Raw genomic sequence first — 22576 nt, 5'->3', positions numbered from 1 at the left:
TCCGAAATAATTTCTGTTATCTATTTTTGACATGTTTAAATTAGAAAAAACAAATAAAAACATTTACCGGGGAAAAGCATTACTCGTAATTTTATCAATATCAATATCAAAATCAATATAATAGTAAAGAAAACAAAATAATAAATATTGGCAATAACAATAATGAAAAAGGTCAACCGCTGAGTACAGAAGAAAAAAAGGCTATGCAAAATCCCGGCTATTAGAAATTCACGCAGCCGTTTGATAAGGTAAAATAATCAAAAACGGGGATGTGCCGTAACAGGCACATCCTCGTAAATTTAGTATAAGCAAATAAAATTAATGGATATGAAGATTAAGAACTACAAGGGGAAATTGTTGTTTGTATGCGGATTTTTATCCCTACAAGTACTGGCACAACCGGCTCCTCCCTCAGAAAAGCAACTTCAAGAAGCTACCCAATTCAAAAAACAAATCAAAACAGACTTAGACAGGGTATTCACATTTTTGGATACAAATACGCCGGCCGCAATAATTGACAATAAAACCGGAAATAAAATTACCGATTACAGAAAAATCGATGCGAACAGCAAGTTCGAAGAAGGTCGTTTCGGACTGGTTACTTACGAATGGGGAGTGACCTATTCGGGCATGTTGCGGGTAGCTGAAATTACAAACGACAGAAAATATGCCGACTATGTATTTGAACGCATGCGGCTGATCGGTGAAACGTATCCCTATTTCAAAATAATCAACGACAAAACCGGGAATAGTGGCTTACGCGCATTAATCACTCCAAAATGGCTGGACGACTGCGGATCGATGGGTGCGGCCATGATTAAAACTTCGTTGGCGAATCCGGAATTGAGCCCCCTGTTGCGTCCCGTTATCGACAATGCCTTCAATTTCGTCATGTATAAAGAATACCGTCTGTATAACCGCCTTCTTGCAAGGAAAAGGCCCATGATGAATTCGGTTTGGCTTGACGATATGTACATGGGCATTCCTATCCTTACTTATATGGGAAAGCTGATTGAAAAAGACAATCCGACTTTTACCGATACCTTATACAACGAGTCGGCTTTACAAATCGAATTATTCCAACAAAAGCTGTGGATTCCGGAAATGAAACTTTTCCGTCACGGATGGATAGAATCGATGAAAGAACACCCTTCATTCTTTTGGGGACGTGCCAATGGTTGGGCATTGCTGGCCATGTGCGATGTGTTGGACATATTACCTGAAAATCACCCGCAATACGGAGAAATCATGGCTTTGTTTCTGGAACATCTGAGGAGTATCGTTACCTTGCAGTCCGGTAAAGGTTCATGGCATCAACTGCTCGATCGAAACGATTCTTATTTGGAAACCAGCGCAACTGCCATGTATACTTATTGCATGGCACATGCCATAAATAAGGGATGGGTGGATCCGCTGGTCTATGAACCGCTTGCACGTTCGGCATGGAAAGCTGTTTCAACCATGATCAATGCCCAAGGGGAAGTGGAAAACACCTGTGTGGGAACCGGATTGGCTTTTTATCCTGCCTTTTATTATGATCGCCCTGTAAGCGTAAATGCTGCACATGGATATGGTCCTGTTTTACTAGCCGGTGCTGAAATGATCGCCCTTTTGGAAAATCGATATTCCAATAAATAAGCACATAATAACCAATCCGTTTGAGAAAAAAAGAAAAAGGAACAACGATGCAGGGCTGTAACCCTACGATGGGAAGAATCGCTACTTTTGTAAATCCAAGTTGTTTACAATTACATGCGTATAGCACCGGCTACTGGGGTCAAAAACAATTCTAAATGCATTAAGTGAAAACGGTTATGCCGAATTGGCCTATGAGGTAGCTTCTCAAGAAACATTTCCTTCATGGGGATGGTGGATTGTAAATGGCGCAACTACTTTCTACGAAAATTGGCCTATAGATGCCAAAAGCGACATTTCCATGAATCATATCATGTTTGGAGAAATCAACGCCTGGTACTATAAAGCATTGGGAGGTATTTTCCCTGACGAAAATCAGCCGGGCTTTAAAAATATCGTATTAAAACCTAATTTTGTACAAGGACTTGATACCTTATTTCCAAATCTGCCACGATCAGTTTATCGTGAAAGTACCTTATACGGCCGCAGGCCTGTTAGGCGCCCGCAAACTCCGGGAGAAAGGTGTAAAAATTAATTTCACACTCGAATTCTCAGCCCGGCAGAATGTGTTGGTGGCAGCGATCACCAAGCCCAATTACCAGAACGTGTTTCTGGGACGAATTGGCGCTTATATCAGCGATAACGGGTTAGGCGATGGTTCAGGCGCCGGAGAAAGAACTGTGCTGGCTTCGCAAAAATGGGTAACAAAACTGACCAAAAACAATCCGGAACCTACTCGGCTGATCGCGGCCAGTCTCCGGAATTACCGGCAACTAGAAGACCTGGCCGGTCTAGCCAGTTTCGCCTCTGATCAGGCCCAATTGGATGAACGGATCAGGCACATCATCCTATCATAATAAACCGGTTCTAATATAAGACTTTCTGAAAAATCATAAATTATTGTGATTTCAACCCTGTAATTTATGTTTTGTTGGTAAAAGTACAAAGTTTCGAGTAAATTTGTCTCAACTACCTTATGGTTATGCTCAAGTGAAAATCAGAAAACAGTTGTCAATTTTCGATTTTCATGCCAACTTTGAAAGCAAACTTAATCCGGATAATCTGTGGGTAAAAATGATGGCGAACCTGAGGATCCCTTTGAAGTTCTCTGAAAAAAAAAAGAAGATGCAATATTTTCTTGGTCTTGAACATATCAGTGATGGAATGGTATAGGGGTGCATTAAAAACTAACCAATAATAAACATAATGAACAACAATTTCAGATTTTCAATCTTACTCAGTTTGCTCTTAGCAAGTAATCTTGCTTTTGAGGTTTATCCCCAGGAAAAGAAGAACACTAATGATTTAAGAAGCCGATATTTTGTGGCAGCTTATATTTGGCCATCCTGTCACTATGACGAGCGGTTTGGCAACATGCTCTGGCCGGAAGGAATCGGCGAATGGGAAGTGATAAAAAAAGGAACGCCGCGCTTTGACGGACATTATCAACCTCGTCTGCCTTTGTGGGGATATGAAATGGATAACAATCCCAAGGTGGTAGAGAAGTGGATTGACGTTGCCGTCAATCATGGTGTCAATGTTTTTGTATACGACTGGTATTGGTTTGATGGAGGGCCTTTTTTGGAAAGTGCTTTGAATGACGGATTTTTGAAAGCAAAAAACAATTCGAAAATGCAGTTCTACATCATGTGGGCTAACCATGACCTGAAACGAAACTACTGGAACGTGCATAAATTTAAGGACGATGATTCCCTGCTTTGGGATGGTGCAGTCGATTGGGAGAATTTTAAAATTATTGTCGATAGAGTGATTAACCAATATTTTAAACAACCCAACTATTTCAAAATCGACGGCAAACCGGTATTTTCCATTTTCAGCATAGAAAATCTGCTGGAAAGTTTTGGAGGAAGTTTGGAAGAAACGCGCAAAGCATTGGATTATTTCAGAGAAAAAGTAAAACAAGCCGGCTTCCCCGATTTGCACATCCAATGGAATCAGGGCGGAGGATCCGTTATGTCGAAAGATGCAGCCGGTCGATTCTCTCAAAGAGTGAAAGATATGGGGTTCAACAGTGTGGCCATGTACAATATGGGAGGACTGGATGAAGATTATTTGGTGTACGGTGCCAATTCGCTAAAAATAAGAGCACAAATGGATTCTATTTTGGATGTCCCCGTATTCCCATGCGTTTCTATCGGGTGGGACGATACTCCAAGGTTTCCGGCTAAAGGAAAAAAAGATGTGGTACATTATCATAACACGCCTGTCAGTTTTGCCGCTTTGCTTTTCAAGGCAAAAGAATATGCAGACAACCATCCCGACCAACCCAAGCTCATTACCATAAATGCTTGGAACGAGTGGGTGGAAGGTAGCTATTTGTTACCCGATATGTTGAATGGATTCGGCTATCTGAAAGCCGTGAAAAAAGTTTTTGGGAATAAAGACGACTAAAAAATTAGCTGTATCTATCTTAAAATATCAATAAAAACCTGCGCAAATTAAAATTTGACCCTTTAAAAATAATAAGACATATGAAAACAGTATTATTAGTTAAAAAACGAAACGTTTTTGCTCTGTTTTTTCTCTTCTTCAGTTTGGGATTATTCTCACAGAATGAAATGTCGGGAGAATTGTTCGATTTGGCAAAGATAAAAAGCGGAGTAAGGAACAGGCGGATAAGCAGTTATGATCGGACAGGCGGCAACGCCGATAATGTGTCCGGAATCAAAGCGGGGGAAAAGCGTACCATTGCCGAAATATCGGGAAAGGGAGTCATCAACCACATCTGGATTACCATTGCCCCACCTCCCGGCGAACTGAGCAGAAACGACATTATCCTGCGAATGTATTGGGATGGCAACGAATACCCCTCGGTAGAATCGCCTATCGGTCCTTTTTTTGGTCAGGGATGGAACGAACAGTACAATTATTCTTCCTTTCCGCTGAATGCGGGACCCGTAAACGGCACCGGACTCTCCTGTTACTTTGCCATGCCTTTCGAAAAAGGAGCACGCATCGAAATAGAGAATCAAACCAACCGGAATATCGATGCTTTCTATTTTTATGTCGATTATCTCGAAACGGATAAATTACCCGAAGGGATGGGACGTTTTCATGCCTGGTACAATCACAAACTGACAAATGCCTTGCCGGAGGGCGAAAACGAATGGGGTACCCTCGGACCTCAAGAGAATAATCCTACAGGTGCCGAAAATTATCTATTTATCGAAACACAAGGCAAAGGGCATTTCGTGGGAATCAATTACTATGTGCATTCTCCTACCCCGATGTGGTACGGCGAAGGGGATGATATGTGGTTCATTAACGGGGAACAAATACCTTCGCTGATCGGTACCGGGACAGAAGATTTTTTCAATACCTCATGGTGTCCCAAAGAGCCTTATACAAGTTTGTTTTTCGGCTATCCCCGGGTGAACAACGATGTAGGTTGGCTCGGAAGAACCCATTTGTATCGTTTCTTTATTCATGACCCCATTTTCTTCGAAAACGGAATAAAAGGGACCATCGAACACGGTCACAACAACAATCTGACGCTCGATTTGGGATCGGTAGCCTACTGGTATCAGGACAAAGCCGTGATGTTGCCCCCGGCTCCCACAAAAGAACAACGCAAATTGATGCCGTTTATCGGCCCTTCGGAAATCCACAAATGGCGCGACGCATGGCGCAAGGCAAAAGGCAATAGCCCAACTTTATGGGGTAATGAATAAGTGAATGAAAGAAATTATTCAAATTTACAACTAAAATGATGATGAATAGAACGATTATGCACTTAAAAATCTTATAAAACTTATGAAAATAAAAACAAAGCATTATCGATTTATAGCCACAATATTATTTGTTGCGGTTATTTCACGAGGTGCCTGCGCTTCAAACAAAGATAAAGCAAAAATTGCGTATCTTACATCTGATTACCAAACAAATCCCATTTTAGTGTCTTCGCAAACACCCTCTTTTGGATGGCAACTGATGTCTGTAGAAAACAAGGATGTGCAACAATCGGCTTACGCCATAGCAACATTCATTTTATCGCCTTCAAATATTGAATCGAAAGCCCAATGGATTGGGGCCATAAAAAAAGAAGATGCCCATATTCCCGAAGGTCGCAATTATCATGCATTGGCCGTTACCTCGGAAGCGGCAAAAAAATGGCAGCAAACGCATCCACTTTCAAAAAGAAGCATCTATTTGAGAAAATCGTTTGATACCCATGGAAAAGTGAAAAGTGCCATCATTTATATCTGTGGGTTGGGGAATTACGAACTCTCATTGAACGGAAAAAAGGTTGGCAATGATCAGTTTTCCCCTTTATGGAGCGATTACGATAAAACAGTATATTACAATACCTACGATGTCACAGAAAATATCGGAACCAAGAACACGATAGGCGTTCTGTTAGGAAACGGTTTTTATAACGAACAGGGAGGGCGTTACGTAAAAATGCAAGTTAGTTTCGGACCTCCCACCTTGTTTTTCAACATGCAATTGACCTATGAAGATGGTTCGACAGAAGAAATCGTTTCAAATGAAAGTTGGAAATATTCCCTTAGTCCCATCGTTTTTAACGACATGTACGGAGGTGAAGACTATGATGCACGATTAGAGCAAAAGGGATGGAATACCTGTAGTTTTGACGATTCGGAGTGGCAACAGGTAGTAATACAAGAACCTCCAAAAGGAAAACTAACTCCACAGACTGCTCCACCTGTTAAAATAATGGAAACCTATCCCATCAAAGAGATCAAAAAGGAAGAAAATTTTTATACACTCGATATGGGGCAAAATCTTTCAGGATTCCCATTGATAAAGGTATCTGGCAAAAAAGGAGATAAAATCCGATTGATCGTTGGAGAAAACCTGAAGGAAGACGGATCGGTCAACCAATCCCAGTCGGGGGCTCCTTATTACTATGAATACACGTTGAAAGGGGAAGGTGAAGAAATTTGGCATCCGCGCTTTTCTTATTACGGTTATCGATATATTCAGGTAGAAGGCGCGAAAATGAAAAACAGTAAAGACGACCGCGACTTGCCTGTCATAAATGATATAAAATCATGCTTTGTCTATAATTCGGCATCCCAAACCGGACATTTTTATTGCTCCAACTCCATTTTTAACGATGCCCACCGAATTATCGTAAACGCCATGAAAAGCAATTTTCAGGCGGTTTTTACGGATTGCCCGCACAGAGAAAAATTAGGATGGTTGGAACAAGTGCACTTAAATGGTCCCGGGTTGTTTTTCAACTTCAATTTAACGACTTTTGCTCCAAAAATCATGCGCGACATTCGCGATGCCCAACTCCCAAACGGTTTGGTACCCGATATTGCCCCGGAGTATGTTATTTTTGAAGGAGGATTCAGAGATTCACCCGAATGGGGAAGTACCGCTGTTATTTTACCTTTCATGTACTACCAATACTATGGAGATCATTCATTGATAATCGAATATTACGACGTGATGAAAAAATACGTCGATTATTTGTCGACTACTGCCAAAAATCACTTGGTTTCGCATGGCTTGGGAGATTGGTACGACTTCAGCGAAGAGTTTCCCGCAGGACCCTCGAGAAATACACCCATTGCGCTATCGGCAACCGTCCACTATTACATGGATATCGATTATTTGACAAAAGCCGCGGCTATGCTTGGCAAAACAGACGATGTTGCCTGTTATACCGATTTGAAGGAAAAAGTAAAAGAAGCTTTCAACAAAGCGTTTTTTGATCCCGAGACAGCCCGATACGGAACAGGAAGTCAAGCCTCTTATGCCATGCCCCTGTATGCCGGACTGGTTGATCCTCAATATAAACAAGCCGTTCTCGATAATTTGGTTAAAGACATTGAAAAACACAACTATAAATTAACAACAGGAGATGTCGGTAACAGATATTTATTTCAGGTGTTAGCCGATAATGGATTGAATGAAATCATGTATAAAATGCATAATCATAAAGAAGTTCCCGGTTATGGCTTTCAGGTACAATTCGGTGCAACCACTTTAACCGAACAATGGGACCCTCGAAAAGGGAATTCCTGGAATCATTTTATGATGGGACAGATCGAAGAATGGTTTTATAAATCGTTGGCCGGAATTACAGTTGATAAAGAAGACTATAGCGGATTTCGAAACATCATCATTGCCCCCCGGGTAGTAGGAGATTTAAAATTTGTTGAAGCTTCTTATACTACTTTATACGGAACCATTGAAGTAGATTGGGAAGTCAAAGATAACGTCTTCACAATGAATATTTCTATTCCGAACGGTTGTTCTGCCAAAGTCTATTTGCCAAATGAAAAAACCTGTAAAAAAGTAGGTAGTGGAAAATATGCTTTCCAAAAAGCTTTATAACCCGAACATTTTCATTTCAAAAATCACGATCGTATGAAAACAAAAAATACACTAATTGCTCTTCTCATCTTATTTTCCCTGTCGGCAGTTTCTCAACCGTCTTGCAGCATTTTCCCGGTAAACCTTACCTGCGAATACCTGACAAATCCCAGCGGATTGGACGTGTTGCATCCGCGCTTCAGTTGGACATTGAAAGCAACCGATGAAAATAAATACGGACAGAGACAAACAGCATACCGTATATGGGTAAGCGGTTCACGAAAAGCGATAGATAACAACAAAGGGGATATGTGGGATACAGGTTGGGTGAAATCCGACAAAATGCAATTAATTGAATACAAGGGGATTCCACTGTTATCCGATAAAAATTATTATTGGAAAATAGCCATTAAAGATGAAAACGACAATGAATCGGGATATAGTGAAGTTGCGGAGTGGAGCACCGGTTTATTTTCGCGAAGCGAATGGACGGCGAAGTGGATAGGTAGTTCACAACTTTTTGATTATCAAAAATCGAACGGAAATTGCAACATCGATGATCCATGGTTGCGGAAAACATTCGAATTGAGAGAAAAACCCTCAAAAGCTACCTTGTTCGTAGCTTCTGTCGGTTATCACGAAGTATATGTCAACGGGAAAAAAATAGGAGAAAATGTATTGGATCCTGCTGTAACCGACCATACCCAACGTGCCCGATACGTGGCATACGATATCGCCGATGAACTCAAGACCGGTAATAATGTAATCGGATTATGGTTGGGAACGTCGTGGTCTATTTTTGCACCTTACTATACAGCAGATAAACCCCGTACTCCTGTCGTCATTGCTCAAGCCGATATATACGATAAAGACCATAACAAAATGGTACGCATTGAAACCAACGATACATGGAAAACGCGTCCGAGTTCGAATAAACTGCTGGGGACATGGGAAATGCGGAATTACGGTGGCGAAATACAAGATGCAAATAAAGAGATAAAAGATTGGAATGTAGCCAATTTCGATGACTCAGAGTGGAATATGGCAACAGTCTATTCCCCACATCTGACCTTATCTGCCCAACAGGTTGAAGCCAACAACCTGTTCGATGAAATACATCCTGTTGCCATAGAAGAACGGGCAAACGGATCATACCGCGTAGACATGGGTGTTAATTTTACGGGGTGGACCCAAATTCATGTCCGGGGTAATCCGGGTGATACCATTCATTTTTTGTTTTCTGAGAGAGAACAGGACGAAATGACGTTCAATATTCATAGTGCGTACATCATCGGTTCAACAGGTGAAGGCACCTTTCGCAACCGCTTTAATTACAGTGCCGGGAGATGGATCACAATAAAAGGTCAAAAAACAAAACCCAAACCCGAAGATATCAAGGGATGGATGATACGCACCAACTATAAAACCGCTACCACTTTTGAATGTTCAGATCCGTTACAAAACTGGATCTACGATCGTGTGCGCTGGACATTTGAAAATCTTTCACTCGGAGGGTATGTAGTCGACTGTCCGCATCGGGAACGATTTGGTTACGGCGGCGATGCCCATGCTACTTCCGAAACCGGCATGTTCAACTACACGTTAGGAGCATTTTACTCCAAATGGTTGCAGGACTGGCGTGATGTGCAAGGCACGGAATCGATGGTGGGCAATATGAACGACCCCGGATGGGCACGCAAACAAGTAGGCAGCGGTAGATTTTTGGGTAATGGCGTTCTCCCCCACTCCGCACCTACTTATCACGGAGGGGGAGGTCCCGCTTGGGGCGGTATTGTGGTAACCTTGCCGTGGTTGCTGTATCAGCACGAAGGAGATATCAGAATTCTCGAGGAAAATTTCGATATGATTAAAAAATGGCTCGAATTTTTGGATTCGCACACTCAGGACAATCTTCTGCAACGTTACGGAGGTCAATGGGATTTTCTGGGAGATTGGCTATGGCCGAATGCCACAGCAGAAGGAATGAATAACGATAAACCGGAAACGCTCTGTTTTAACAACTGCTATAGGGTATATAACCTGCGTACGGCAGCTAAAATTGCCCGAGTAATCGGTAAAACAAATGAAGCCGAAAAATGGGAACATCAGGCTGAAGCATCCAGCAAAGCCATTCACAACAAATTTTACAACGAAGAAGATCACAGCTATGCCGACAAGTCGATGAGCAATCTTGCTGCAGCATTATACGGAAACGTTATGCCTCCGGATTTGCGTCAAACCGTGATGGATAGGCTCGAAAAAGAGATTTTGGTAAATAGAAAAGGGCATATTCATGTGGGAATTACGGGCGGAGCCATGCTTTTTAAAGTATTACGGGAAGAAGGGCGGGATGATCTCATTTATTCCATGACATCCAAAACCACTTATCCGAGTTGGGGATTTATGCGCGAGAATGATGCCACAACCATTTGGGAAATGTGGGAAAAAGACCTTCCCGGTCATTCTTTGCTACACAGTTCTTATCTTTATCCCGGTGCTTGGTATATCGATGGAGTTGCAGGAATCCGAAGAGATCCTGACATTCCGGGATTCAAACGATTTGTAATCCGTATTCCCAACCTTAACGAAATGCAAATTTCGTGGGCAAAAGCCGATTTCGATTCTCCCGCAGGTTTAATTAAATCGCATTGGGATTGCAAAGGCGAAAAAACATCTTTATCACTGACTGTCCCCCCCAATTGCGAAGCAACCGTCTGTTTCCCGGATAAAAAAGGAACAATAATTCGCGAAAATTCCGGATTTGCCCGTCAAATGGGCAAAAAGGACGGTTACATTTTATTTCATGTTCCTGCCGGAAAATACGAGTTTTCAAACTAATTCTTCTTATTTTTGCAATAGTTTGGTCATTTTTTGATAATATAAATATTACGGATATCAATAAAAATAAATAAAATTCGAAATTATCTCCTGATTATTCGATTATAAGCCTATCAACATAAAAGCGCAACGAACCTTGCTATAAAAATGTCTTAAATAATCAATTTTTCAACTGTTTTATAAACTCAAAAACATTACAAAATGAAACACACAATTTTTTTAATCGGAATCTTGGTGACCCTATTATTGGTCGGATGTCAGGGTAAACATCCCACGGTGATTGCCCCGAAAGTCGAAATGCAGGAAAATCCTCAGGGAATTGCCACGCTAACCCCCCGTTTTTCATGGCAGATTATCTCAAACGAACCCGACCTGGTGCAGCAATCCTATCGCATTCAGGTTGCACAAACCGAAGAAGATCTGGCAAAAGAACAAAACCTCCTTTGGGATTCGGGAGATGTGAAAAGCGATCAATCGATCCTTATCCCATATGAAGGATCGGAGCTAAGATCGAAAGGTATTTATTATTGGCGCGTGAAAGTAAATACCAATCAAGGTGCCGCCAAATGGAGCAAGCCTCAATTCTGGACAATGGCATTACTGAACGATTCGGAATGGCAGGCGCAGTGGATTGGTGAAGACTCGCTTTCCAATCCCAATGAAACAGCTGAAGGAAATACCCGCTTGGCTGCACGGTATCTGCGCAAACCGTTCGGTACAAAAGATTCGAAAATAAAACGGGCTACGTTATATATCTCAGGACTTGGCATGTACGAAGCTTTTCTGAACGGAAAGCGCATTTCTGAAGATGTTTTTGCGCCCACCGTGTCCTGGTATCCCAATCGGGTTTATTATAACGTTTACGAAGTAACCCCCCTCATTCAACAAGGCAATAACCTGTTGGGAGTGAAATTGGGAAACGGAAGATTTTTCGGCATGCGTGGAGGCGAAACCATGGTGTTCGGATTGCCTCGCTTGTTGGCTCAGCTTGAAATTCAATATGCCGATGGTTCAACCGACGTAATCGTAAGTGACGAATCGTGGAAAGTGACTTCTAAAGGCCCCATCATAGCCAACAACGAGTACGACGGAGAAGAATACGATGCGCGTTTGGAACTCAACGGCTGGGATACGCCAAATTACGACGACAGCAGTTGGAAGCCGGTAGATATCATGGAAAACCCTAAAGGAAAACTCACGGCACAACCCAATCCCAATCTCCGGATTCAAGAAGAGATTCAACCGATAAAAATCACCAAACTTCCCGACGGAAAATTTATCCTCGACATGGGACAAAACATGGTGGGATGGGTAAGAATAAACAACCTGAATGGAAAAAAAGATCAACCCATCACTTTACGGTTTGCCGAACTGCTCAATCCCGACAGTACGCTTTACACGGCCAATCTTCGTTCGGCAAAAGTTACCAATATCTACATCCCGGCAAAAGACGGAACATTCAGCTGGGAACCTTCATTTGTTTATCACGGTTTCCGCTACGTCGAAGTTTCAGGGTTGGATTATCAACCCGAACTTTCCAACTTTACCGGCAGGGTGCTGTACGACAAGATGACAACAACCGGGCAATTTGAAACGTCGAACGAAATCATCAACCGGGTTTTCAAAAACGCTTATTGGGGAATCAGGGGCAATTATCGGGGAATGCCTACCGACTGTCCGCAGCGCGACGAACGTCATGGTTGGCTGGGCGACCGGGCTACGGGTTGTTTCGGCGAAGCTTTCGTCTTCGATAATGCCTTGCTGTACGGCAAATGGGTACAGGATATCGAAGATTCGCAAAGTCCCGAAGGAAGCATTTCGGTGGTTTCCCCACGCTATTGGACAATATATAACGACGATGTAACGTGGCCGGCTGCTTATTTTTACGCCATGAACATGCTTTATCGTCAGTTTGGCGACGTCGAACCCATCAAGAAACATTACCCGTCTATGAAACGGTATCTGGAACGCATTCAACAGGTATCCATGCAGGATTATATCATTACCAAAGATACCTATGGCGACTGGTGCATGCCTCCCGAATCGCAGGAATTGATCCACTCGAAAGATCCCGCACGAAAAACTGCCGGTCCCATTCTGAGTACAACCATGTATTACAGTCTGCTGAATTTGATGTCAGACTTTGCCCGTCTTACCGGAAACGAACAAGATATTGCCGGATATCAAGACCTTGCAGCAAAAATAAAAGAAGCCTACAACAACCGCTATTTCGATGCCGACTCGGCAAAATACGACAACAATACGGTAACGGCCAATATGCTATCCCTTCGTCTGGGATTGGTCCCCGAAGGATACGAGCAGCGGGTTTTCGAGAATATCGTACAAAAAACCGAGGTCGATTTCAATGGTCACGTCAGCACAGGCGTATTGGGAATCCAGCAACTGATGCGGGGTCTTACGCAATACGGAAATGTGGATCTGGCCTATAAAATTGCCACCAACGATACCTATCCGAGTTGGGGTTACATGGTCAGAAAAGGGGCAACCACCATTTGGGAACTCTGGAACGGCGACACGGCCGATCCTGCCATGAACTCGGGCAATCACGTGATGCTGCTGGGCGACCTCCTCATCTGGTATTATGAAGATCTGGCAGGAATCAAAAATGCAGCCGAAAGTATCGCTTACAAAAAATTGCTGATGGAGCCCAAATTCCCGAAAGGATTAACGCATGTAAAAGCCACCTACAATTCGGTTTACGGAGAAATCAAAAGCGAATGGACGAAGGAAAACGATGCGTTCACGTGGGATATTGTTATCCCGGCTAATACTTCGGCTTTGGTAAGATTGCCCAAGGACCTGAATATTTCGGTACCCACTCAAAAAGGAGTGCGAAAGGTTACGGAAACCGATTCGCACATCGAAATCGAACTTGGTTCGGGAACCTATCATCTGAGCAGTAAGTCGTAATCGGTCAACCGACAAAAGAACACTTAGAAAACGCCAGAAGATGAAAAATCTTCCCGGCAATCATAAATCGACAATTAATCGAACAACAGGATAATGAGGATCGGAAATTCACTTCAGCAAGCAATACTCATTCTTTGTATTGCCGTGGTACCGTTTTCATGTAACACCCATAATAGGAAGATCGACCGCAAGGCTCTTGTCATGCGCAACAATCCGATCATCGATACAGTGGATTCTCTGTCCTCATTATCGGTTGGCAATGGCGGATTCGCCTATACGGTCGATATCACCGGACTGCAAACTTTCCCCGACAAATACAAAAAAGGGGTTCCGCAGGGGACACAAAGTCAGTGGGGATGGCACAGTTTTGCAAACGATAAAAACTTCCGCTTTGAAGAAACCTTAAAAGAATACGATTTCGGCAGGGGAAGGAAAGAGCTCTATTCGGTACAATTCGACGAACCGGGTCGTCAACATGAGGCTGCCAACTGGTTTCGCATCAACCCACACCGACTTCATCTTGGCATCGTGGGACTCGAACTTTCGGAAGCAAAACCTGAAGATGTAAAAAATATCCGTCAAATGTTGAATATGTGGCAAGGAATCATCACCAGCAATTTCAACATAAACAACGTTTCCTATGAAGTAAAAACCGCCTGTCATCCGAATAGAGACGAGATTGCCATACAGATAAAGGCAAAGGGCATGAAACCCGCCGTCAACTTTCGTTTCCCCTACCCTACGGGAGGACATTCGGACGATGCCTGCAACTGGAATGCCGACGATAAACACTCGACTACTGTAGTGCGCACAACCGAAAATTCGGCCGTTCTTAAACGTGAACTGGATAGCACCGTCTATTTCGTACAACTTCAATGGGAAAATGAAGCGGAATTAAAAGAGAAAAGCACCAATTATTTCGTGCTTCAATCCGCGGCAGACCAACTCAACTTCACGTGCTGTTTTTCGCCCACCTATCCCGAGGACGAAAATTCAACAACCGAACAATCCATTGCTGCTGCAGCCGATTATTGGCATCGTTTCTGGGAAAACGGAGCCGCGGTCGATTTTTCGCAATGTACCGATCCGCGTGCCAAGGAGTTGGAGCGACGCGTGGTGCTCAGTCAATACCTCACGGCCATTCAGTGCTCGGCTTCCACACCTCCTCAAGAGACGGGGCTGACCTACAATTCGTGGTACGGCAAATTTCATTTGGAAATGATCTGGTGGCATCAGGCACATTTTGCTCTGTGGAACAGACCGCAGATGCTGGAAAAAACCCTGCCGTGGTATCACGAGGTTGAACCGGTGGCAAGAGCAATTGCCCAACGTCAGGGATTCGACGGTGTGCGCTGGATGAAGATGACCGACCCAAGCGGGAGAGAGGCACCTTCAAGTGTAGGCAGTTTCCTGGTATGGCAACAACCCCACCTTATTTACCTTGCCGAACTTATTTATCGGGCAAATTCCCAAACGGATGAGCAAAAGAAAATCCTGAATGCCTATTATCCTTTGGTAGAAGAAACGGCTGAATTCATGTATTCCTTTGCTTCGTACGATAAGGAGAAAGATCGCTATGTGTTAAAAGGATTGATCCCGGCTCAGGAAACGTTGAAGGCTTCGGAAACGGTAAATCCTCCTTTTGAACTCTCCTACTGGCATTTTGCGATGGAAACCGCCCAAAAATGGCGGGAACGCAAAGGCGAAAAAAGAGTAGCCGAATGGGATACCCTGATACACAAACTCTCGCCGTTGGCCTATAATGAAGAGGGACTTTATCTGGCTGCCGAATCGGCACCCCAAACCTATGAAGATATCCGTTTTACGTCCGATCACATGGCGGTATTGGGCGCGTTGGGTATTTTGCCGTCCAACCGGCTCATCAACGAAACCTACATGCGGAATACCCTGCATTGGGTTTGGGACAACTGGAACTGGGATAAAACCTGGGGTTGGGATTATCCGATGACGGCGATGAATGCGACGCGACTCGGAGAACCGGAAAAAGCGGTAAGTGCCTTGTTGATGGACAAGCGGACCAACACGTACCTGACAAACGGGCATAACTATCAGGACGAGCGCCTGCGGATTTATCTTCCGGGTAACGGCGGATTGCTCACAGCCATAGCCATGATGTGCGCCGGATGGGATGGTTGCACGACACCAAATCCCGGATTCCCCAACGACGGCAGATGGGATGTAAAATGGGAAGGCCTTCAACAATTGCCCTGAGAATTGATAAGCTTAAGAATTACCTAAAAATAAATGAGACTAAAAACCCGAAAAAGAATAACAAAACTTTACATCCTTCTTTCCCTGTTTATTGTCCTGAACCGGGCAGCAGGTAACGCACAACCTCTTCCTTCTTTGCACGAGGGGAAACACCTCTCGAAAAGGAGCTTGCGGTACATTCCTGACGGTGAAGACTTTGTTATTGTAAACGGGAAAAATAAATTCAATCGCGCCCTGTATGGTTCCCATTCGGGATTCCGTCTCGAAACGGGAGATGTTCCCGAATTTGCCCTTTATTTACCCCGAATGGGCGGGAATTTGTCCTTTGCCCTTTGCAACGGCAAGGATACCATTTCATTGAACAACGCTCGTTATATCGAGAGCCGATACCGCCCCGGAACAAGATTGTACACCATTAAAGACCCCTTGCTTAAGGAGGGTGCGATTTGTATTTCCACGCTTGCTTTATACGATGTCGACGGAGCTATATGGAAAATCACGGCAGAAAATATTCCCGGCAACATCCGTCTGTTATGCCGGTACGGGGGAGCTTCGTACACACGTTTTTCGCGCGAAGGCGACCTGGGCGTCGATCCTCCCGATTGTTTCGATCTCAAACCCGAGTATTGCAACGGAAACCGCTACGTCATCGACAGAAACAGATTCACCCTTTACTTCGGACAAAACGGCGATCAGCAACTTTTCGGTTGTTTTCCGTCTGATGCTGTTCTCAAGACCGATGAATTGCCCGCTCTTCATGCCTCGACACTTTTAACGGACTCATGCTACATTTACATCGGAAAATCGGATACCCTTTTAAAGAAAAATTTGACGGAGGTCTTTATTCAATCAGAAAAAACACGTCAAACACTGGCCTCACGCATTACCATTTCCACTCCTGACCCTTTTTTCAATACGTTGGGAGGTGCACTATCCATAGCTGCCGATGCCGTTTGGGACGGACAAGTATGGCTGCACGGTGCCATCGGTTGGCGCATACCGCTGACGGGATGGAGAGGACCATACACGGGCGATTTTTTGGGCTGGCACGACCGGGCAAGGTCGCACTTCGATGCGTATGCCGCAAGTCAGGTAACCCGGGTTCCTCAAACGATACCCCACCCTGCTCAGGACAAACAAATGAATCTGGCTCGCGCCGAAAAGAAATGGGGTACACCCATGTACAGCAACGGCTATATCTGCCGGAATCCTTACCGGAACGATCAAATGCATCATTACAACATGAATCTGTGCTACATCGACGAATTGTTGTGGCATTTCAACTGGACAGGCGATTGGGATTACGCAAAAAAGATGTGGCCGGTTATCAAGCGCCATCTCGATTGGGAAAAACGAAATTGGGATCCCGACGATGACGGACTCTACGACGCGTATGCCTGTATCTGGGCCAGCGATGCGCTTTACTATACAGCCGGATCGGTAACCCACTCCACGGCCTACAACTACCGTGCAAACAAAATGGCGGCCGAAATAGCCGAAAAAAAGGGAGAAGATCCCGCGCCGTATCGAAAAGAAGCCGAAAAAATTTATCGGGCACTCAATCAGACCCTTTGGATGCCCGACAAAGGATACTGGGCAGAATACAAAGACCGGATGGGATTGGGGCGTTTGCACGAAAGTGCTGCCCTATGGACAATCTATCAGGCCATAGACAGCGAAGCGGGCAATCCTTTTCAATGGTATCAGGCAACCCGATATATCGACAATTATATTCCTCATATTCCGGTACAAGCAGAAGAGTTGACCGATGAGGGTTACTATACACTTTCGACTACTAATTGGCATCCTTATTCGTGGAGCATCAACAACATTGCTTTTGCCGAAGTCATGAGCACGGCTCTTGCCTATTTCCTGGCAGGGAGGAACGAGGAAGGATATAAACTGCTGAAAAGCTCCGTTTTGGACGGCATGTACTTAGGCGAAAGTCCGGGAAATTTCGGCCAAATCAGCTTTTACGATGCTGCACGCGGCGAATGTTATCGCGATTTTGCCGATCCCATTGGCGTTGCTTCCCGGGTTTTTGTTCAGGGACTGTTTGGCATTAATCCCGATGCACTACACGGCAAGCTTTTCATTCGGCCGGGTTTTCCTCAAGCTTGGGATAGCGCCCGGATAAAAACTCCGGATATTCAATTCTCCTACAAAAACACAGCTTCGCTCAAGGCTGATTCACCCACCGTTGTGGAAGTATATTCCGTCCATCATCGGTTGGCGAATGTGGACAGTGTCGAATTGCAAATTCCCGCCCTAACCACTCAAATCAAACAAATCGGCATAAACGGAAAACCGGTGGAATGGAAAACGTCGGAACATGCCATAGGCAAACCGGGGATTACCATCCGTTTCGCTTTAACGCGAGATGCGTCGGCAACGGTGAAAATCGAATGGATCGGCGAAAAAATAATTCCCCCCGTACTGCAAATGGAAAAAACAGCCGGTGACACACTCTCTGTTTATTTGCCTTACGTCATTACCGACATCTACGACCCGCAGCAAGTCATGGAAAATGCAACTGTTGCCGATTCCCGCCGGATAACCGGGAGGGTGATTTCGAAAGAAGGAGCACACACTTTTTTTATCCGGGTAAACGAAAATGAGCTGCAATGGTGGATACCCGTTGACGTGCACGTTGCTGCCCCATCGAATCCGACAGTTTCGACCTCACATAAAGCCTTTTCGCACGTTATTGCCGAGAAATGCACGCCGGTAAATATCGATCCTTTTTTCAATTCTTCGGTAACGGATATATTCAGGAACTCATACCTAACGCCCCGTCCGCCTTACACCTCACTGCAAATTCCTGTTCAAGGTATTGGCGAATGGTGTCATCCCCACATGACCGCCGAAATCAACGATACCGGTATGCGCGAAAAAATTGTAAACGGAATCTTGTCCACCTCGTTGGGTGTGCCGTTTCGTTCACCCGAAAAAGGGAAAAATATCGTTTTCACTTCGCTTTGGGATAATTATCCCGACAGTGTACAAATTCCGCTTTCGGGCAAAGCTTCACATGCTTATCTGCTGATGGCGGGAAGCACCAATCACATGCAATCCCGCATTTCCAACGGCGTTATCCGTATTTATTACACCGACGGCTCTTTTGAGGAATTGCAACTGATTAATCCCGAAAATTGGTGTCCGATAGAGCAGGACTATTATGTGGATAATTTGGCTTTTCGAATCGAAAAACCCCGACCCTATCGCCTGCATTTTGCAACGGGTCTTGTTTCGAATAATTTGGAAAAAGAGTTGCATATCGAAGGAGTATACGGCAGGTCTATCCAAGCAGGTGCAGGTGTATTGCTGGATTTGCCGCTCAACCCTGCGAAATCATTACGTCGTCTCTGCTTAAAAACCCTTTCCGGAGATGTGGTCATCGGCTTAATGTCTCTCACGCTGCAGCACTGATTATTCAAACCGAAATTCAAATTTCCCCATTTTAACCGCCTTTCAAGGAAACGGACGTCCATAACATTAACATTGTCGCCCCCCACATCAAAGAACCCGAAAACAACAGACGAAACAGGGAAAAACAGCAGACAGGCATCCTCATCACGACATCAAAATGAACTTGCAAATAACAGAAGAAACGAGGAGACGGCCCCACAACAAATCGTCGTCCCGACATCCGATTTGCAGTTAAATTCCTAAAAAGAGGCATAAAAAGAAGTCGGTCTCAGCATAAAAAATGAGACCGACTTTTGTAGATTTGTCGGGGTGGCGGGATTCGAACTCGCGACCCCCTGCTCCCAAAGCAGGTGCGCTAACCGGGCTGCGCTACACCCCGAACTTTTATCTTAAAAGCAGTGCAAAGATATAACTTTTCATTCGAAACGCAAAAACTTTCGACGGATGAATTCGGCAGTGTATCGTCCTGATTTTTGTTTACATTTATTATACTATTTTTTCAGAACAAGATAAGACAATTTCGCCCCTGAAAATACCCATACCAAGTCCGTACCTTCTCCGCACCAAGTCCGTACCAAGTCCGTACCATCCTCGCTCCAAGCTTGCCGATGAATTTTTCATTTTATGCCGCAAACGCACAGGATGTTTTTTACATAAATTCACTAAAACGGCAGCTGTTGTCCCTGCCTTAGAGCGAGCATGAAGCAGTTATATAGCAAACAAAAAGCTAACAAAAGAACAATTTCACCCGCTTGGGCGTTACTTTGAAAATAATAAATTTGAAAAGCATATGGAAAATTTCAATTTTTACAGTCCCACGTATTTTGTATTCGGCAAAGGCCGGGAAAACGAAGTCGGAGAATGGATCAACCGCTTTGGCGGTTTGAAAGTACTTCTTCACTATGGCGGAAGTTCGGCCGTCAAGACCGGTTTACTCGACCGCGTAAAAGCCTCACTCAAGAAAAACAACATTGCTTTTATCGAATTAGGCGGCGTAAAGCCTAATCCCCGAAGCGGATTGGTATATGAAGGAATCGAAATCTGCAAACGCGAAGGAATCGATTTTCTGCTCGCTGTAGGTGGTGGAAGCGTCATCGATTCGGCAAAGGCAATTGCTGCAGGAGCATTGTATGACGGCGATTTCCGGGATTTTTACTGCGGAAAGGAAGTTGAAAAAGCGCTGCCAGTCGGCACCATACTGACGTTGGCTGCAGCCGGCAGTGAAGGATCGGACAGTTCGGTAATTACACTCGAAAACGGCATGCTTAAACGTTCGGCAGCCGGAGATGCGTTGCGCCCGGTATTTTCGATTTTGAATCCCGAACTTACGTTTACGGTATCACCTTATCAAACGGCTTGCGGAATTACCGACATGATGGCACACGTGATGGAGCGCTATTTCACGAACACCCGCGGGGTCGAAGTTACCGACCGGATGTGTGAAGGAATATTAAAAGCCATCATCACCGAAGCACCCAAGGTGTTGGCCAAACCGGACGACTATGATGCACGGGCAAACATCATGTGGGCCGGAACAATTGCGCATAACGACATTTGCGGTGTGGGAAGGGAACAGGATTGGGCAACCCATAAAATGGAGCACGAACTTTCGGGGTTGTACGATGTGGCTCACGGCGCCGGTTTGGCCGTCATGTTTCCGGCGTGGATGAAATATGTGATGCCTCACAATGTGATGCGCTTTGCCCAATTTGCCGTGCGTGTATGGGGTTGCGAAATGGATTTTCAACACCCCGAGAATACCGCCAAACAAGGAATTGAAAGATTGGAACAGTTTTTGGTTTCCATCGGAATGCCCATTCGTTTTGCGCAACTCGGGGCGAAGGCTGAAGACATCCCTACCCTGGTAAAAAACATGCAGCCGGGCAATCAAACGGTCGGTAGTTTCGTTAAATTAACCGAAGAAGATGTAAGAAAAATTTACGAACTTGCCGTCTAGAAATACTAAATTTTTGCTAAAAAGATGGTTTGTTTCCTTTAAATGTGTATTTTTACCTATTTAACGGAAACAAAGCGGTTATCGTATGGCTCGACACAACGAACTCGGCAAACAAGGGGAAGACGCGGCAACGCGATTATTACAGGAAAAACAATACCGGATACGGGAACGGAATTGGTCGTTCGGGGGTTATGAGGTGGATATTATTGCCGAAGACGAAACATATATTATTTTTGTGGAAGTAAAAAGCAGAACATCGCTGCAATGGGGAAATCCGGAGGACTTTGTCGGTGAAAAGCGAATGCGGCGAATGGTGAAAGCGGCCCATTGCTATTTGATCGGAAAAAAGATCGATAAGCCTGCGCGATTCGATATTATCGGTGCATTATGGAACGGACATGCGTTTGAACTGAACCATATAGAAGATGCATTTTTACCTTCATGGTAAGCTTTTTTACAATAACCGAATAAAACAACAACCAGTATGGATCAATTAAGTAAAAAAAGGTTGGTTGTCCGATTGGATGAAACCGAATCTACCAATGCATATATGAAAGAACTTGTCAGGAAAAAGCATCCGGAAGAGGGTTCGATCGTGATTGCCGAATACCAAACCGAAGGGCGGGGGCAACGAGGAAATGCCTGGGTTTCGGCCAAGGGCGAAAATTTGCTGTTCAGTTTACTCATCTATCCCAAAGACGTTCCTGCAAACGAACAATTCATTATTTCGCGCATAGCTTCTCTGGCAATTAAAAACACACTGGATCAGTTTGCCGACGATATCCGCATTAAATGGCCGAACGATATCTATTGGAAAGATAAAAAAATTGCCGGTATCCTCATCGAAAACGATTTGCAAGGCAACAAAATAGAAAATTCCATTATCGGTATCGGATTGAACCTCAATCAGGAGGTTTTTCCGCCCGAATTGCCCAATCCCGTTTCACTGAAACAAATTACCGGGGTAACGTACGATAAAGACTACATCCTCGATATGCTGCTGCGTGAGTTTTTTCTTCTCTATCGCGAGTTGGAAGAAGGCAACACCTCCACCATCGAAGATGAATATATGCGCGATTTGTATCGGGCCAACGATTATTATTGGTTTGAAGATGCCGAAGGTAAATTCCGCGCAAAAATCGAAAACGTACTTCCCTCGGGACGACTTGTACTGAGAACGTTGGATGACGATGACATCAGGGCATATGCTTTTAAAGAGATTGTTTTTTTAAACGAATAAAC

General features: G+C 44.3%; 12 protein-coding genes, 1 tRNA gene and 1 pseudogene. 13 read left to right on the top strand and 1 reads right to left on the bottom strand.

Annotated elements, in window-relative coordinates; genetic code table 11:
* The first annotated feature begins 327 nt into the window (after positions 1-327).
* The 10 genes and pseudogenes from OLM34_RS03835 (at position 328) to OLM34_RS03790 (ending at position 19377) form a co-directional block, all read left to right on the top strand.
* A complete protein-coding gene (locus OLM34_RS03835; RefSeq protein WP_264405371.1) occupies positions 328-1638 on the top strand; it encodes a glycoside hydrolase family 88/105 protein in 1311 nt (436 codons plus the stop codon).
* 130 nt (positions 1639-1768) lie between these two features.
* Positions 1769-2080: pseudogene (locus OLM34_RS03830) on the top strand (alpha-L-rhamnosidase-related protein); the annotation flags it as partial.
* Positions 2081-2099: 19 nt separating this feature from the next.
* Positions 2100-2492, top strand: coding sequence for a transaldolase family protein (locus tag OLM34_RS03825; RefSeq protein ID WP_264405370.1), 393 nt, complete (start codon positions 2100-2102; stop codon positions 2490-2492).
* A 349-nt stretch (positions 2493-2841) separates the two neighbouring features.
* Positions 2842-4047, top strand: coding sequence for a glycosyltransferase WbsX family protein (locus OLM34_RS03820; protein ID WP_413777187.1), 1206 nt, complete (start codon positions 2842-2844; stop codon positions 4045-4047).
* An 80-nt stretch (positions 4048-4127) separates the two neighbouring features.
* Positions 4128-5327 (top strand): glycoside hydrolase family 172 protein, encoded by a 1200-nt coding sequence (locus OLM34_RS03815; RefSeq protein WP_264405368.1) that lies wholly within the window; start codon positions 4128-4130, stop codon positions 5325-5327.
* 82 nt (positions 5328-5409) lie between these two features.
* Positions 5410-7968: an alpha-L-rhamnosidase gene (locus OLM34_RS03810; RefSeq protein ID WP_264405367.1), complete on the top strand. Its 2559-nt coding sequence runs from the start codon at positions 5410-5412 to the stop codon at positions 7966-7968.
* A 33-nt stretch (positions 7969-8001) separates the two neighbouring features.
* On the top strand, positions 8002-10785 hold the full coding sequence (locus OLM34_RS03805; RefSeq protein ID WP_264405365.1) for a glycoside hydrolase family 78 protein: 2784 nt from the start codon (positions 8002-8004) through the stop codon (positions 10783-10785).
* A gap of 201 nt (positions 10786-10986) precedes the next feature.
* Positions 10987-13716 carry an alpha-L-rhamnosidase gene (locus OLM34_RS03800; RefSeq protein WP_264405364.1) on the top strand — a complete coding sequence of 910 codons (2730 nt, stop codon included), beginning with the start codon at positions 10987-10989 and terminating at the stop codon, positions 13714-13716.
* 93 nt (positions 13717-13809) lie between these two features.
* Positions 13810-15948, top strand: a complete 2139-nt coding sequence (locus OLM34_RS03795; RefSeq protein ID WP_264405363.1) for a hypothetical protein — start codon at positions 13810-13812, stop codon at positions 15946-15948.
* Positions 15949-15981: 33 nt separating this feature from the next.
* The gene (locus OLM34_RS03790) at positions 15982-19377 is read left to right on the top strand and encodes a DUF4450 domain-containing protein (RefSeq protein WP_264405361.1); all 3396 of its coding nucleotides are present in this window, start codon (positions 15982-15984) and stop codon (positions 19375-19377) included.
* A gap of 304 nt (positions 19378-19681) precedes the next feature.
* Here OLM34_RS03790 and OLM34_RS03785 read toward each other — a convergent pair.
* Positions 19682-19756: transfer RNA gene (locus OLM34_RS03785), tRNA-Pro, on the bottom strand.
* Between the two features lie 411 nt (positions 19757-20167).
* On the opposite strand from OLM34_RS03785, the gene OLM34_RS03780 reads away from it, so the two are divergent.
* The 3 genes from OLM34_RS03780 (at position 20168) to OLM34_RS03770 (ending at position 22574) form a co-directional block, all read left to right on the top strand.
* Positions 20168-21334: an iron-containing alcohol dehydrogenase gene (locus OLM34_RS03780; protein WP_264405359.1), complete on the top strand. Its 1167-nt coding sequence runs from the start codon at positions 20168-20170 to the stop codon at positions 21332-21334.
* 85 nt (positions 21335-21419) lie between these two features.
* Positions 21420-21782, top strand: a complete 363-nt coding sequence (locus OLM34_RS03775) for a YraN family protein (protein ID WP_264405358.1) — start codon at positions 21420-21422, stop codon at positions 21780-21782.
* A 36-nt stretch (positions 21783-21818) separates the two neighbouring features.
* On the top strand, positions 21819-22574 hold the full coding sequence (locus OLM34_RS03770) for a biotin--[acetyl-CoA-carboxylase] ligase (RefSeq protein ID WP_264405357.1): 756 nt from the start codon (positions 21819-21821) through the stop codon (positions 22572-22574).
* Positions 22575-22576 lie beyond the last annotated feature (2 nt).

It is taken from the genome of Anaerorudis cellulosivorans (genome assembly GCF_025943985.1).
GTDB classification, from domain to species: Bacteria; Bacteroidota; Bacteroidia; order Bacteroidales; family Dysgonomonadaceae; genus Anaerorudis; species Anaerorudis cellulosivorans.
This window is presented reverse-complemented; position numbering and strand designations above follow the sequence as displayed.

Bases quoted from the DNA above. Each gene is read 5' to 3' on its own strand.
- OLM34_RS03835 (WP_264405371.1), top strand. From the start codon at position 328: ATGAAGATTAAGAACTACAAGGGGAAATTGTTGTTTGTATGCGGATTT.
- OLM34_RS03820 (WP_413777187.1), top strand. From the start codon at position 2,842: ATGAACAACAATTTCAGATTTTCAATCTTACTCAGTTTGCTCTTAGCA.
- OLM34_RS03815 (WP_264405368.1), top strand. From the start codon at position 4,128: ATGAAAACAGTATTATTAGTTAAAAAACGAAACGTTTTTGCTCTGTTT.
- OLM34_RS03810 (WP_264405367.1), top strand. From the start codon at position 5,410: ATGAAAATAAAAACAAAGCATTATCGATTTATAGCCACAATATTATTT.
- OLM34_RS03805 (WP_264405365.1), top strand. From the start codon at position 8,002: ATGAAAACAAAAAATACACTAATTGCTCTTCTCATCTTATTTTCCCTG.
- OLM34_RS03800 (WP_264405364.1), top strand. From the start codon at position 10,987: ATGAAACACACAATTTTTTTAATCGGAATCTTGGTGACCCTATTATTG.
- OLM34_RS03795 (WP_264405363.1), top strand. From the start codon at position 13,810: ATGAGGATCGGAAATTCACTTCAGCAAGCAATACTCATTCTTTGTATT.
- OLM34_RS03790 (WP_264405361.1), top strand. From the start codon at position 15,982: ATGAGACTAAAAACCCGAAAAAGAATAACAAAACTTTACATCCTTCTT.
- OLM34_RS03780 (WP_264405359.1), top strand. From the start codon at position 20,168: ATGGAAAATTTCAATTTTTACAGTCCCACGTATTTTGTATTCGGCAAA.
- OLM34_RS03775 (WP_264405358.1), top strand. From the start codon at position 21,420: ATGGCTCGACACAACGAACTCGGCAAACAAGGGGAAGACGCGGCAACG.
- OLM34_RS03770 (WP_264405357.1), top strand. From the start codon at position 21,819: ATGGATCAATTAAGTAAAAAAAGGTTGGTTGTCCGATTGGATGAAACC.